16 protein-coding genes and 2 pseudogenes are annotated in these 13,032 nt (G+C 67.9%); 7 read left to right on the forward strand and 11 right to left on the reverse strand.

Going from position 1 to position 13,032, the window contains the following annotated elements:
- Nucleotides 1-110: 110 nt before the first annotated feature.
- From ACFYWY_RS34185 to ACFYWY_RS34205, 5 genes and pseudogenes are all read right to left on the reverse strand, one after another.
- A pseudogene (locus ACFYWY_RS34185) lies at nucleotides 111-581 on the reverse strand (DUF6099 family protein); the annotation flags it as partial.
- A gap of 180 nt (nucleotides 582-761) precedes the next feature.
- Entirely contained in the window at nucleotides 762-1,103 is a 342-nt protein-coding gene (locus ACFYWY_RS34190) for a nucleotide pyrophosphohydrolase (RefSeq protein ID WP_389194136.1), read from the reverse strand.
- A 59-nt stretch (nucleotides 1,104-1,162) separates the two neighbouring features.
- On the reverse strand, nucleotides 1,163-2,311 hold the full coding sequence (locus ACFYWY_RS34195) for an AAA family ATPase (protein ID WP_389194093.1): 1,149 nt from the start codon (nucleotides 2,309-2,311) through the stop codon (nucleotides 1,163-1,165).
- Nucleotides 2,312-2,367: 56 nt separating this feature from the next.
- Nucleotides 2,368-2,766 carry a cell division protein SepF gene (locus tag ACFYWY_RS34200; RefSeq protein ID WP_307660569.1) on the reverse strand — a complete coding sequence of 133 codons (399 nt, stop codon included), beginning with the start codon at nucleotides 2,764-2,766 and terminating at the stop codon, nucleotides 2,368-2,370.
- A 104-nt stretch (nucleotides 2,767-2,870) separates the two neighbouring features.
- Nucleotides 2,871-3,302: a nuclear transport factor 2 family protein gene (locus tag ACFYWY_RS34205; protein WP_389194095.1), complete on the reverse strand. Its 432-nt coding sequence runs from the start codon at nucleotides 3,300-3,302 to the stop codon at nucleotides 2,871-2,873.
- A 108-nt stretch (nucleotides 3,303-3,410) separates the two neighbouring features.
- On the opposite strand from ACFYWY_RS34205, the gene ACFYWY_RS34210 reads away from it, so the two are divergent.
- Nucleotides 3,411-3,983 (forward strand): PadR family transcriptional regulator, encoded by a 573-nt coding sequence (locus ACFYWY_RS34210; RefSeq protein ID WP_389194098.1) that lies wholly within the window; start codon nucleotides 3,411-3,413, stop codon nucleotides 3,981-3,983.
- Nucleotides 3,984-4,029: 46 nt separating this feature from the next.
- Here the strand turns inward: ACFYWY_RS34210 and ACFYWY_RS34215 are convergent, their stop codons facing one another.
- The 3 genes from ACFYWY_RS34215 to ACFYWY_RS34225 all read right to left on the reverse strand — a co-directional run bounded on the left by ACFYWY_RS34215 (nucleotide 4,030) and on the right by ACFYWY_RS34225 (nucleotide 7,267).
- Nucleotides 4,030-4,719: a YoaK family protein gene (locus ACFYWY_RS34215; RefSeq protein WP_389194100.1), complete on the reverse strand. Its 690-nt coding sequence runs from the start codon at nucleotides 4,717-4,719 to the stop codon at nucleotides 4,030-4,032.
- A gap of 97 nt (nucleotides 4,720-4,816) precedes the next feature.
- Complete coding sequence (locus tag ACFYWY_RS34220) at nucleotides 4,817-6,202, reverse strand: FAD-binding oxidoreductase (protein WP_389194103.1); 1,386 nt, start codon at nucleotides 6,200-6,202, stop codon at nucleotides 4,817-4,819.
- A gap of 90 nt (nucleotides 6,203-6,292) precedes the next feature.
- Nucleotides 6,293-7,267: an antibiotic biosynthesis monooxygenase gene (locus ACFYWY_RS34225; RefSeq protein WP_389194106.1), complete on the reverse strand. Its 975-nt coding sequence runs from the start codon at nucleotides 7,265-7,267 to the stop codon at nucleotides 6,293-6,295.
- An 80-nt stretch (nucleotides 7,268-7,347) separates the two neighbouring features.
- On the opposite strand from ACFYWY_RS34225, the gene ACFYWY_RS34230 reads away from it, so the two are divergent.
- Both ACFYWY_RS34230 and ACFYWY_RS34235 read left to right on the forward strand, forming a co-directional pair.
- Complete coding sequence (locus ACFYWY_RS34230; RefSeq protein ID WP_389194109.1) at nucleotides 7,348-7,914, forward strand: nucleoside deaminase; 567 nt, start codon at nucleotides 7,348-7,350, stop codon at nucleotides 7,912-7,914.
- A gap of 92 nt (nucleotides 7,915-8,006) precedes the next feature.
- Nucleotides 8,007-8,951: a DUF5996 family protein gene (locus tag ACFYWY_RS34235; protein WP_389194112.1), complete on the forward strand. Its 945-nt coding sequence runs from the start codon at nucleotides 8,007-8,009 to the stop codon at nucleotides 8,949-8,951.
- A gap of 34 nt (nucleotides 8,952-8,985) precedes the next feature.
- On the opposite strand, the gene ACFYWY_RS34240 is transcribed toward ACFYWY_RS34235, so the two are convergent.
- On the reverse strand, nucleotides 8,986-9,345 hold the full coding sequence (locus ACFYWY_RS34240) for a UBP-type zinc finger domain-containing protein (RefSeq protein ID WP_389194114.1): 360 nt from the start codon (nucleotides 9,343-9,345) through the stop codon (nucleotides 8,986-8,988).
- A 222-nt stretch (nucleotides 9,346-9,567) separates the two neighbouring features.
- Between ACFYWY_RS34240 and ACFYWY_RS34245 the strand changes: the two genes are divergently transcribed.
- Nucleotides 9,568-9,750 carry a hypothetical protein gene (locus ACFYWY_RS34245; protein ID WP_389194139.1) on the forward strand — a complete coding sequence of 61 codons (183 nt, stop codon included), beginning with the start codon at nucleotides 9,568-9,570 and terminating at the stop codon, nucleotides 9,748-9,750.
- Here the strand turns inward: ACFYWY_RS34245 and ACFYWY_RS34250 are convergent.
- A pseudogene (locus ACFYWY_RS34250) lies at nucleotides 9,705-10,010 on the reverse strand (IS701 family transposase); the annotation flags it as partial. The gene ACFYWY_RS34245 and the pseudogene ACFYWY_RS34250 sit on opposite strands and share 46 nt — an antisense overlap.
- 175 nt (nucleotides 10,011-10,185) lie before the next feature.
- Here ACFYWY_RS34250 and ACFYWY_RS34255 point away from each other — a divergent pair.
- The 3 genes from ACFYWY_RS34255 to ACFYWY_RS34265 all read left to right on the forward strand — a co-directional run bounded on the left by ACFYWY_RS34255 (nucleotide 10,186) and on the right by ACFYWY_RS34265 (nucleotide 11,519).
- The gene (locus tag ACFYWY_RS34255; protein WP_389194117.1) at nucleotides 10,186-10,710 is read left to right on the forward strand and encodes an SRPBCC domain-containing protein; all 525 of its coding nucleotides are present in this window, start codon (nucleotides 10,186-10,188) and stop codon (nucleotides 10,708-10,710) included.
- Between the two features lie 187 nt (nucleotides 10,711-10,897).
- Nucleotides 10,898-11,134 carry a DUF6186 family protein gene (locus tag ACFYWY_RS34260; RefSeq protein ID WP_389194120.1) on the forward strand — a complete coding sequence of 79 codons (237 nt, stop codon included), beginning with the start codon at nucleotides 10,898-10,900 and terminating at the stop codon, nucleotides 11,132-11,134.
- A 25-nt stretch (nucleotides 11,135-11,159) separates the two neighbouring features.
- Nucleotides 11,160-11,519 carry a DUF6256 family protein gene (locus ACFYWY_RS34265; protein WP_389194123.1) on the forward strand — a complete coding sequence of 120 codons (360 nt, stop codon included), beginning with the start codon at nucleotides 11,160-11,162 and terminating at the stop codon, nucleotides 11,517-11,519.
- 123 nt (nucleotides 11,520-11,642) lie between these two features.
- Here the strand turns inward: ACFYWY_RS34265 and ACFYWY_RS34270 are convergent, their stop codons facing one another.
- Nucleotides 11,643-12,614, reverse strand: coding sequence for an SAM-dependent methyltransferase (locus ACFYWY_RS34270; protein ID WP_389194126.1), 972 nt, complete (start codon nucleotides 12,612-12,614; stop codon nucleotides 11,643-11,645).
- Nucleotides 12,615-13,032: the final 418 nt, after the last annotated feature.

Here is a 13,032-nt window from a genome sequence, read left to right on the forward strand (position 1 = left end):
GAGCCGGACGGGTCGAACGAGTCCGACGGCTCCGGTAGATCCGGCGCATCGGGCGGCTCCATCGGCGGCTCCAGCGGTTCCACCAGCTCCAGCGGCCCCGCCACGGCCACCGGATCGGCTCTGCCCCGGATCGTGTCGGGCGGTCTCTCCGCAAGCCGGCGCAGCATGCCCCGCACCCGGTCGCTCGACTCGTCCGCGGCATCTATGGCCTCGATGCACTGCCAGTACAACCCCTCTTCGTCAGTGGCGCACGCGACCCCGACCAGGGCGATTCCCACCTCTCCCAACAGCAAGCCCAGCCCGATCAACGTCCCCCGCGCATCCGCCACTTCGGACAGCTGCGCGGCTCTGACCCCGCCGCTGCGCACCATCGGATGGTCGAGCACTCCGCATGCGCGTCCACCGATCTCGCAGAGCCCGCGCGCCTCGCCTCTCAGCTCCAGCGGTCCGCAAACCGCCAGCCTGCTCCCGATCGCCTGCGCGAGGGCCTGCGCCTGCCAGGCCTCCGCCACAATGTCCGGCACCGCCCGGCTCTGCGCCAGGGCATGCCGACTGACTCCGATGAGTCGCTGCGCATCCATCTACGCCGCCCCCGTTCGTACGACTTACTGCCCACTCAGTTCATTACCCAGAGTGAAGGCTCTTGAGCCTGAACACCAAGGGAATTCGGAAATCTGTGGACACCAAGGCCGTTGTGGATAACCAGCCCACTCCATAGAGTGACGAAGGCGTGTGCAGCGGATCATCGGACCCGCCGAGGATCACTGCACCGGGAACCGAATCTCGTTCCGGTCGATCTTGTCGGAGAGCGCGGCAAGCACGTCGATTCCGAGCACTTCGCAGAACTGCAGCAGGTACGCCAGCACGTCCGCGACCTCGTCCCGCACCCGGTGCGCCGACCGCTCCTCGTCCATCACTCGCGCAGACTGCTCCGGCGTCAGCCACTGGAAGATCTCCACCAGTTCGGAAGCCTCGACGCTCAGCGCCACCGCCAGGTTCTTCGGGGTGTGGTACGGCTCCCAGCCGCGCGCCGCCGCGAACTCGGCCAGCCTGCGCTGCAATCCCGCCACATCGAGCCCGTCCACCCCGCCCGCCCCGTCCACCGTGTCCGCCCCGTCCGCCCCGCCCGGCCCGTCCCGTCCATCCCGCCCGTCATCTGTCGTCACGGCACCAGGTCTACCACCGTCACGCCGTCCACTCCGCGCGCGTACGACGCATCGGCGACCGCCCCCACCAGCCGGACATGGCCCCGCGCGCACACCTCCGCACCCAGCGACACCAGCTCACGCGCCTGTCGCGGGTCCAGACAGCGGTCGAAGCCGTCCGCGAGAACGGTCAGAGCCTGGTACGCCGACGGCACCTCGGCCGCCTGGTCCATGGCCAGCACGCCCGGCCCGGTCAGCAGCACCAGCGCGAGCGCCAGATACCTCAACTCGCCCTCGCCGAGCCGCCCCACGGGAGTGGCTCCCCGCCTGCCGCCCCGGCCCAGCAACGCCCGCACCGTCCCGTCGCCCAACTCCTCGACGGCCAGTTCCTCCACCGCCCCCGCGCACCCCACCCGCGCCGCCGCGGCCAGTCGCGCATGGCGCTTGGCGCACTCGCTCCGGGTCCGGTGCAGCACCTCCGCGAGGTTGTCGCACCCGCGCCTCAGCCGCCCCTCCCCCGCCGCCACCGGCTTGCGCATCCGATGCGGCTGCGGGTCGCAGGCGAAGACGGACCGCAGCGCCACCACCACCTGCTCGGCCGCCGCAAGCACTTGGAGCTGGCCCTGCGTCTTGCCTGCCACGCGTAACGGCAGCAGGGCCGTGCCGAGCCGGTCGTCCGGCAGCGGCGCACGCGTCACCGACGCCGCCCCGGCAGTGTGCCAGGCGGCCTGCACGGAGGACCGTCCGGGATCGCGCAGCGCGGTGGTCAGCAGGGTCCGCCCGCCGCTGGTCAACCGCTCGCCCACCACCCGCAGTTCAGGTTCCGCCTGTACGGCGAGATCAAGCTGTACGGGGCCGGCCGGGCCGTCCACCGTGCAGCCGATCCTGAATCCCCGCCGCCCCTGCCCGTCGGCCTCCGCCCGCTCGGGCACACACGACGAGGGATCGGGGAACGCGGCCTCGAGGTCGTCGCCCGCGCCCAGCCGCGCCAGCGCCTCGTACGCCTGCAGGGCACTCGACTTGCCGCTGCCGCTCGCCCCCGCGAAGAGCGTCAGCGGACCGAGGGGAAAAGCCGCGCCACGGTGTGTCCTGAAGGCGGAGAGCCGCAGTTCCGTGAGGGTGGGGCGGGCGCCGTTCGCGCCGTTGAGCGGAGTGTTTGCGTCCATGAGCCGGACGGTACGCAGCGCGCAAGGCGCCGAACCGTTCCGCCTCGACAGCCTTCCTACGAACGGGGGACGGCGGCGGCCGCGATCCCCTCGACCTCCGTACCGATCGGCGCCAGCAGGAAGACGTTCCTGTCGACCCGGTGCATCCCGCTGCCGAGCCCGAAGACGACACCACTGCTGAAGTCCAGGATGCGTTTGGCGACATCGGTGTCGGCGCCGGTGAGGTCGAGCAGCACCGGGATCTGGGCGATGAGGTACTCGGCGACCTCACGCGCGTCGGCGAAGACCTGCACCCGCAGCACGACGAAACGACGCTGCTCCGCCACCGCGTAGTCCTGCGGGATGGTGCGGTGGTCGACCCGCGACGGCCACTCGTTACGGCTGCGCAGGGGGACGACCTGGGCCAGGCCCTCCCACTGCTCGTCGGTGACGTCGTACCTCTCGTACCTACTCATGCGACCATCCTCGCGCTCCTCACCCGTTCGGCCCAACAGCGACACGGGCGAGTCGGCCGCGGATCGGTCCGGGGCTGCTTTTCTGGGCTGTCCGGGGCGGTCGCTCAGTGCCCGGCGGGATCGGGGACGAGGCCGTCGGCGACCAGCCCGGCGAGCACCGCCTCGCTCAATGCCTGGACCGCGGACATGGGGCGGACCATCACAGTGAACTCCTTGATCCGGCCCGCCTCGTCGAACTGCAGCAGGTCGATGCCGTGGATCTGCTTGCCGTTGACGGCAGCCCGGAAGAGCAGGATCTCCGAGGGAGCCTCCTCACCGTCCGTACTGGTCTCGGCCGCGCCGGCGAACCTGCCGACGTAGCGGAAGTCCTCGAAGGTGCGCAGCAGGACGCCGAGGAGGCCGCGGACCATCGGCCTGCCTTCGAAGGGGGTGAACTTCACCGGACTGTAGAAGCGGATGTCCTCGGTGAACAGGTCGTCCACGGCGGTCAGGTCCTGCTTCTCGACGGCCGCGCGGAAGCGCTCGGCAGTGTCCATGTCTCCTCCTGAAAGTGTGACCACTGATAGTCGCAATAGTCAAGAATCTGACTAGTCACTTTCTTGGGTATCATGCGGAGGACACCAAGCGGAAGGGGGCTGCGTGCGATGGCCCTGCGACATGCCGTGCTGGCCGCGCTGCTGGACGGCGAGTACAGCGGATACCAACTGGCCAAGGCGTTCGACGTCGGCGTCGCGAACTTCTGGCACGCGCTGCCCCAGCAGCTGTACGCCGAACTGGCCAGGCTGGAGAAGGAAGGGCTGGTCACGGGTCGGCAGGTGGTCCAGGAAACCCGGCCCAACAAGCGCCTGTTCAAGGTCACCGATGCCGGTCTCGCCGAGCTGGAGCAGTTCGCCGCGTCCGCGTCGAAACCCTCGTTCATCAGGGACGACCTGCTCGTCAAGGTCCAGGCCGCCGACCGCGTCGGCACCGGCCCGGTGATCGAGCAGCTCGAAGAGCGCGCGGCCGTCGCCGAGGCCAAGATCGAGCTCTTCGGCAAGCTGCTGCGGCAGATCCGGGGCGAGGCGGACGAGGACGAATTCCTTCTCCGGGGCGAGCGGATCGGACCGTATCTGACCTGTCTGCGCGGTCTCGCCTTCGAACGGGACAACCGGCACTGGTGCCTGCGGATCGCCACGGTCCTGAGGGAACGACAGCCGGACCGTCACCGCATCCCATAGCGCTGATCTGCGCCCGATCGCTGAGTTCGGTCATTGAGTTCGGTCATCACGGGACTCCTTGTCCGAGCCGGGGTGCGGTGGCTGCCGCCAGGGCTACACCCGTGAGCAGTAGGAGAGCCGGCGCAAGCGCGGCCGCCGTGCCGTGGTTGAGCTGGAGCAGACCGCCGACGAGGGCGCCGGTGAACATCGCGGTGACCGACAGCAGTCGGGGCAGGGTGGCGGGCCCCGGACGGTCGGCCGCCATGCCGGTCAGAGTGAGGGTGAGGACCGTGGTGGTGATGTCGGGTACGGCGAGCTTGCGGACCACGGCGTTCTGCGCGCCCATGCCGAGCGCGAGCAGCACGATCAGTACGTGCTTCGTGGCATCGGCGAGATCGGCCACCAGAGCCGCCGCGACCAGGGCCGCGTGCGCCGCGACGAGCAGCGCGAACAGCCGCACGGGCTCAGCGACCCTGGGCGCGATCCGCCCTCCGGCGAACGCACCGGCGAAGAAGGCCGTTGCCGCCAGGACGGAGGCGAAGGCGGACAGTTCCCTGTCGCCCGCCAGCGCGAAGCCCAGGAAGACCAAGTTGCCTGTCATGTTGGCGACGAAGACATGGTCGAGGCCCAGATAGCTGACGGCGTCCACCATGCCGGTGACGAAAGTCAGCAGGACGAGCAGCGGAGGCAGTACGCCGTGATGTCCGGGGGCGCCGGGGAAGAGGCGGGCGGCGGCTCGGCCGAGCAATGTGTTCATGGTCTTCCTTCGGCGGAAACCCCGTGCAGTGCAAGCCGGGTCAGCAACCCGCCGGCCACACAGAGGGCGCGACGTCTGAGCGGTGGCGACGAGCCTCTCAGGGCGTCAGGTAGGAGTGGAAGACGCCCTCCGGGTCGTACCGCGCCCTCAGGGCCTGCAGCCGCTGCCAGTCGCTCGCCGTGAACGACCGCTCGGCGCGGGTCGGACTGGCGGTGAGGTCGGCCTCGGCGATGTAGTGCCCTGTCCCGAGCGGCTCCACGGCACTCATCGCCTCGCGCAGCCAGCGCACGTTGATGTCATCCTCCGCGGGGTCGTCCCAGACGGCGTAGGGGACGACATAGCTCTCGCCGAGCACCGAGAACGCCATGCCGCGCAGCAGATCCTCGTCGTTCGACGCGGGCGATACGGGCGCCAGGACGAGGGACTTGTCGGAGGGGGCCCTTTCGACCGCATTGCTGAGCTTGGGCAGCAGCGTGCCGAAGTCCGCCTGGGACCACAGAGTGTCGGCCGCGTAGCGGTGCTGTCCGGGCCAGAGGTCGCCGGAGGCGTCGTAGAGGGCATCGAGGGACGTCGGCTCCTCCGCCTCCCGGAAAAGAGAGCGGCCGGCGAACGGGCAGTTCTGGAGCGGCCGTAGGGCCTGGACGGCCTGCTCTCTCGAATCCGCGAAAGCGGTGGCGGCGACGACGTTCACCTTCGGCCGTGGCCTTTCCTTCGTCATGTGCGGGGCGGCCGTTGCGAGTACGAGAGTCAATTCCACGGTCGGCTCGAGTTCGCCGGCGGCCTCTATGGCCCAGTTCGACACCTCTTCTACGTCCGCGAGGGGAAAGGCGTATGTGGTCGACATGACCGTCCCGGGAAGCCGGTGCAGGCGAAGGCGGAAGCTGGTGACGACAGCGAAGAAACCCGGCCCGGCTCCACGCGCCGCCCAGAGCAGGTCGGCATTCTCGTCCTCGTTGCACCGGACGACTTCGCCGTCCGCCGTGACGGCTTCAATCTCGTACACACTCCGGCAAGCCGGCCCCAGGGCACCGGAATTCCACCCGAGACCACCACTGAGGAGATAACCGCCGACAGCGACCGATCCACAATGCCCCATGGGAAAGGCAAGACCGCGCGTGGTGAGTTCCGGAGCGAGTTCACCACCGGTGACAGCGGGCTGCACGGTCGCCGTCGCGGAAGCCACGTCGATGTCCCACCGGCGGAGCCCGGAGAGGTCGATGAGCATGCCGTCGGAGCGGACGGACGACCCGCACCAACTGTGCCCGCCCGCCCGTACGGCGACGCGGAGACCGCGGGAGCGAGCCAGGCGGATGGCTTCGGGAACGTCCCGCTCGGAGGCGGTCCGGACGATCACCTCCGGGAATCGCTCGGGCTTGAGCCCGTTCCACACCATGCTCGTCCGGACGGCTTCGTAATCGGCGTCGCCTCGCTGGACGAGCGTCCCCTCAATGCCTCGGGCCTGCCCGTGCTCGCGTCGCATCATGGACTCCAGGACTCGCGCCGGCCGCGGATGCGGCTGAAGGCTGAAGGCTGAAGAGCCGGTGTGAAGTGCCTGCCGTCCAACCGGTGCGGTCTAACCCGTGGTCAGACCGAAGATGGTGATGATCACCAGACAGCACACCGCCACGACGGCAGCGCCCGCCACATGGATGCGGAGGGATCGCGCCCGGCTGGGCAGCAACCAGAAGGCGAGCGCCCGGTTGACCAGCGGCATCAGCAACCACGTCAGGATGCTGACGCTCAGTGCGTTGCCGATGAAGAGTGCCAAATACCCGGGCATTCCCAGGCTGTTGAACCAGTCGCCGACCGTCAGGTTCAGGATCATCACCGTGGGATACAGGGCCAGCACCACGGACATGGCCTGTTTCCAGTTGGGCGGAATGCCTTCGTCCGCGCCCTCCCCGAAGCGGAACCAGCCGCCGAACGCCGACCCGATCTTGCGCACGTCGTACGAGCGGAAGTAGCCGCGGCCTTCCTCCAGAAGCTTCTCGCGGGACTCGGAGTCGAGCCACCCTTCGAGGTGTTCGCGCGTGTCGAAGCGGAAGGCGACCACCCAACGGTCCTGAACGCCCTCCACCGGCTTGAACAACTCCGACCCCATGAAACCGGGATACCTCTCCTGCGCTTTCAGGACCTTGTCCTCCCAGCGCATGAAATCCCCCTCCCGCCCCGGCATCACATCGTGCGAGATGACCGCCGTGACGACATCGTGGGCATCATGGGCCGGGGTCCCGCCGGTGAGCACCTCTTGCGTCGGGGCCCCGTCGAACAACGGGCGGCCCTCATCGAGAAGTTGTCGACGCGCACCCGAATCCAGCCATGCGGTCAGCTGTTCGACACGGGAGAAGCGGAATACGACGACCCACTCGTTCTCTTCGCCAGCGCCCGGCGGGTACAACTCCGTGCCCTGGAACCCGTCGAAGCCTCGCACGACCTGGTTGGTCTTCTCCTGCCAGCGTTTGTAGTCGTGGTCCCGGCCCGCCCGGACCTTCTGGGAGGTCACGACCGTAGCGCTGTCGCTCAGGTCACGGCTTGCACGGGTACCCATACGGAGTAGTCTAGATCGAAAGGTATTTATCGGACAAATTGGGGAAATTTGCGCTGGTTGACGAGCGGGAGGATTCCGAGATGGGACAGAAGGAGTTCATGGCCGAAGCGGTTCGGCTGGCCACAGAGTCCGTGGAGAAGGGCTGGGGCGGGCCGTTCGGCGCGGTGATCACCGATGACGGTGAGATCATCGCTCGCGGCCAGAATCGCGTACTCCTCACAGCGGACCCGACCGCGCACGGCGAAGTGGAGGCCATCCGCAAGGCCGTCGAGGTGCTCAATCCTGAGGCGCCCAGCATCGCCGAGGAGCACCAGAACAGGTACACCCTGGAGTTGGTGCCGCGTCCTGAGGGCTCCCCCGACCTCGTACCGGAGCGCGCTCGCATGCTGCAAGGGTGCACGATCTACACCAGTGGCGCCCCGTGCCCGATGTGCATGAGCGCCATCTACTGGGCCCGGATAGACACCGTCTACTACAGCTGCGACTGGAAGGCGACTCAGGGGATCGGTTTCGACGACGCCTTCCAGTACGAGGACTTCGCGAAGCCCCCGGACCATCGGAGCATCACCCTCGAGCAGCTCCACCCCGAGTTGGGGGCCACGTCCTACGAGGCATGGGCGAAGAAGCCGAACAATCACCCGTACTGACACGGAGTCCCTGAACTGCTCCCTGGCCGGCGTATCCTCCGCCGCACCTGAGGAGGACTCCCGCCGGAGCGCGGGGCAGGAAGGGGAACACGATGGAGCTGTTCCCGCCGATACCGCTCACGGAGTGGCAGGACACCAAAGAAACGCTGCACCGATTCGCGCAAGTCGTCGGCAAGATCCGCCTAGCCGCGAGTGCCCGGCGCAACCACTGGTGGAATGTTCCGTTTCATCTCACCGGACGCGGCATCACCACGCGCCCCATGGGACAGGTCGACGGTAATCCGGTCTTCACGATCGACTTCGACTTCGTCAACCACCAACTGGTCGTCGCGACCTTGGACGGCAGAGCGATCTCCCTCCCCCTCGAGGGCCAGTCCGTGGCGTCCTTCCACGACAACGCCCTTGACGCTCTGGCCCAATTGGGCGTCCGGGCGAGGATCGCCATTCCCAGGCCGTATGACCTCCCCGACGCCGGTCGGCCGTTCGCCGAGGACACCGAGCACGCGGCCTACGATCCTGTAATGGCCAACCGCTACTGGCAGGTCCTCAGCCAGGTGGCGTTGGTGCTGGAGGAATTCGCAGCCGGCTTCTCGGGTAAGGCCAGTCCCGTACACCATTTCTGGCATACCTTCGACATCGCCCACAGCCGGTTCTCGGGGCGTCACATCCACCAGCCGCCACAGGTCGATCCGGTGACGCGGGAGGCGTACTCCCGCGAGCTGATCAGCTTCGGATTCTGGTTCGGTGACGATACGTTCGCCGAACCCGCTTTCTACTCCTATACCGCCCCCGAGCCCCCGGCACTGACCGGGGAGCCGCTCAAGCCCGCTACAGCACACTGGGTTTCACGCGATGACACCCACCTGGCCGTGCTGCCCTACGACGCGGCCCGCGCGGAAAGCGATCCTCGTGCTGCCGTCCTCGCCTTCTACGAGAGCGCGTACCAGGCCGGATCCCGGCGCGCAGGCTGGGACACCGCCCGGTTCGGCTCCCCGGGCGGGATCACGGACCCGCACCTGCAGGTCCCACGTCCCTGATTCCCGACGCCGCGACGCCGGGTTCGCTCGACCGTCAGCGCACGTGCTGCTGCCAGTCCGCGGGCACCTTGCCCTGCGGGCCGGGTGTCGGCTGGGAGGCCGGGTGCGAGGTGGGTGGGAGCAGCTGCGGGCCCTCGTAGTACTGCCCGGTCTCGATGTTCCAGAACCAGCTCTCTCCCGGCTCGAAGCTGGTCAGGAAGGCATGTCCCGCCTCGCGTGCATGCTTCGTACCGTGCTGCGAGGGTGAGGAATCGCAGCATCCGATGTGCCCGCACGCGGCGCAGCGCCGCAGGTGCAACCACCATCCCGGACCGTCGCCCGCCAGGCATTCCACGCAGCCGTTTCCGCTCGGAGTCACAGTTGGATCGATGCCTGGGATCTGGTCATGTGCCATGTGGCATGCCTCTCTGGGTGAGGCTCGGCAGGTGCCCTTGGGGACCCGTTCGGCGTGCTGAGGCCGGCGACCTGCCCTTATTGCATCGTAACCGGCCGGCCGGCACGGAGCGCGCCCATCGCCATGGGCCACGGACGGCCTGGCCGGCACGTACCGGCAGAGGAGGTCAGCCCTGGCAGAGGACCGTAGGGCGTGCGGATGCGCAGCGGTACGACGAGGCCCATGGGCTCCCGGGGGGCGGGGCTCGGGGTCGAGACCCGGCGGGGGCGGGTAGGCGGACACCTCCTCGTACAGCTCCCGCAGATCGCGGTGGCCGGTGGCGTTGACCTGGTGGAGGAGGCGGCCGAGGGCATGGGGGCGTACCTCGGCGAAGTTCCGGCACTGGGAGGCCAGGCCGTCCGATAGCCGTTCTGGTCGACGACCAGAACGGCGTCGGTGTCGCCGAGGTGCTCCACGACGTATTCGCGTACGTCGTCGCGGACTGCCTCGGCGTCCCGCTTGGCCCATGCCGGCAGGTTCTGCAGGCCGTCCGGTGTGGCATGCCCGGCATGCCCGGCGATGGTCCAGCAGTTCTTCCGCGGCAGGCCGGACAGCAGTCCTACAACGAGCGACCGTGCCCGGCGTCGGGGTTCGGTCCGCGTGAAACGGCCCGCGATCCGGCCCATCAGGGCATCGAACATGTCCCGCGAGCGAGCGGGGTCTACGCTATGGCCTGCGGCCAGCTCTTGATCTTCGTTTGTCCACACAGCACGCGATGTTCACCGGTGGCCGCACCTGTCCTCACACCGCCCCTAGCCAGCGAGATCGCGGTCTACGGCTGGGATACTTACGATAAGCGTGGTGGTCAATCTCGGCGCCTTCGGTCGGAGGAGGTTCGCGATGACGCACGATGGCGGGCTGAGGCTGCATCTGCAGCGTGTCCTCCGTGCACCGCGCTCGGTCGTATTCCGAGCGTTGACCGAACCGCGGGAACTGGCCAAGTGGTGGGGCCCTGACGGGTTCACCATCCCAAGCGTGGAAAGCGACCTTCGGCCAGGCGGTAGCTATCGGATCGCGATGCAGCCTCCGGAGGGCGATCCGTTCTGCCTGGTGGGGGAATTCGTTGAGGTCGACCCTCCGGAACGCCTTTCCTACACCTTCCGGTGGGAGGATCCCGATCCCGAGGATCGGGAGACGGTGGTGACGCTGTCGCTTCGCGATATCGGCGGTACACGGGCCGAGTTGGTCTTCAGCCAGGGGGACTTCGCCACTGAGGGGCGCCAAGCTCTTCACTTGGAGGGCTGGACTCAGAGTCTCAACAAGCTGGAGGAGCTGATGTCGTCGGCTGCGTCGGCCGGAGATCTTTGCCGCGGGGAGGGGCCCTGACGGTGGCCGTACCTGTCTTCGCACCGCCCCTGAACAGCAAGATCGCGATCTACGGCCACTGACTTCACGACAGGACACCAGGCCGACGGCCGGGGAGTCACGGTGAGCCTCCGGATCCCGGACTCGTCATGGCCGATGATCAGCCTGACAGCGCCGTCGGGCAGGGCACGAGACCGTGGGAGACGCAGTGGCAGAGCATCCGGTGATCGGCTACCTCGTCTGGGCTCTGCTTTTCGGCGTCATCTTCGCCTGGGAAGGCATCGGCCTGCTGCGGCCGCACGACGGCTTTCCCACCCTCAGCGACGCAACCAGGGCCGTCATGAGCCACCCCGTCGGCCGCTGGGCCCTGTTCGCCCTGTGGCTGTGGTTCGGCTGGCACACCTTCGTCCGCGGCTGGCACTTCCTTCTCCAAGACCCCTCCTGAAAGCGATCACCACGAGGAGCCGGCCATGCTGCCCGTGTCCCTCAACATCACGCTCATGCTGAGCGGCTATCTCCTGGTCATGGGCTATCTCGGCCTCGGCCTGCTCATCATGCGACGCCACCCGACCAGACCCTGGACCGCTGCGCGACGGCTCGCGCCGGCACCGGCCGGGCGCGGCTGGCCCGAACTGGTCCGCCGAGTCGTGGGCACCGCGCTCGGCGGATACATGCTGCTTGTGGCTGTGGCGGTCGGCTACTACCACGGCGTCGCTCACCTGGGACGCCGATTCCTCTTGAGCGCGGTCACGGGCCCCGCGCTGCTGATCGGCATCACCCTGCCCGCGTTCCTTCTCACCTCATGGGTCGCCACACGCCGGCGCAGATAAAACCGGCCACCGGCGTGCAGTGGTAGATCCGCGACCTCTCTCCCACGGCCCACTGCTTCGATGACCTCACCGGCGGCGCGCCGCGTGCGAACGAGCCCGGGCGCGGCAGTGGGGGAAGGCGACTCACACCTTCTCGAAGACCATACGAACGACGGTGAAGCGGCCCTCGCGCATGAACCGGAGTGCGGTCTTCTGCTCCCTGATGATGTCGGACACCGCGCTCTCACCGATGAGTTCCGCGCCGCGTCTCCGGTTGGCCTCAGCCCGCTCCAACCAGCTCGCCACCGTGGACACGCCGTCGCTCGGATCGCTTCGCGTCTCCACCATGCGGAACAGGCCCCGGCCGGCTTCGGTCAGTTCGCCCCGGGTCGGCAGGAAGCACTCGGGGAACACCTTCCGCGACGCGTGAAGACCTTCGCGTACGTTCTTGACACCGCCGTAAACGCCCTTGAGGCCGAGGTGTTCCTTGACGCCATGACTCCCGCCTTGCGGGGCCAGTTGCTGGGGAGGAAGCACCAGGGAAGCAAGCCAGCCGCGGTCGTTCCAGGCGTTGGCCTGCAACGACAGACGCCCCGCCGGCCGCAGCCAGGAATGGCAGCGCTGAAAGAACTCCCGGTATCGGGCGACACGCTTCGACCGCCACATGGTATTCCCGGCGAAGTGCTCGATTGCCTCGATGGCGATGATGGCGTCATACGCCCCGTCCGGTTCGTGATCGAACCAGTTCTCGAGCCGAACCTCGCAGCCCGGCCAGTGCTGGTCACGGGCCCACGCGGCCTGCGCAGGACTCATCGTGATCCCTACCGCGCGCCTGACGTGGTGGGTCTCCACCAGTCGGTGCAGGAGGCTGCCGTAGCCGCAGCCCACGTCGAGCACCCGTTGCGCGCCCACTGCATGCGCCGCCTCGGCGTGGTGGTCGAGTTTGCGCAGCTGGGCCGATTCGAGTGTGTCGCCCTCCTCCCACATGCCGTAGGAGAAGACGAGGTCGGGGCCCAGCGTCAGCCGGTAGAAGTCGCCCAGGAAATCGTACTGATGAAGGATCGCCTTCGACGACGTCCCCTTATAAGAGGATCGCTTCTTAGCTCCGTGCGTCACGCTAACCACCCGTGTCCCTTTCCGGCAACGAAGGCCAGAAGGCCAACGCAGGCCACCCGCTCCATATAACCGTGCTCCAGGACCAGACCGGTGTCACACGCCCGGCCTCGGATCTCAGCCCGCCCGATCGGATGCAACTCTGACCACGAGCGGCGGGTTCGTTCTTCCCCCGGATCGCGAAGATCCCCTGACCGCACCGAAGCCGGCGGCCGGCCAGAGGGAAAGGGTCGAAGTCCACAACGGACCTCCGTCACCCACTACAGCCCGCCCCGCTGCACAGCATTGCCAGCGACCTCGTTGAGCGGCGGATTCGGCAGAGGTTCCTAGTAGGACTCCGTTAAGTCTGTCTGGATCTTGGTGCTTTGTTGGGCAGGGGTTGGTGGCAGGTGTTGCAGACGCCGGTCCAGCACCTCAGTAC

Origin of the sequence: Streptomyces sp. NPDC002870 (genome assembly GCF_042888505.1) — a bacterium.
Taxonomy (GTDB): Bacteria; Actinomycetota; Actinomycetes; order Streptomycetales; family Streptomycetaceae; genus Streptomyces.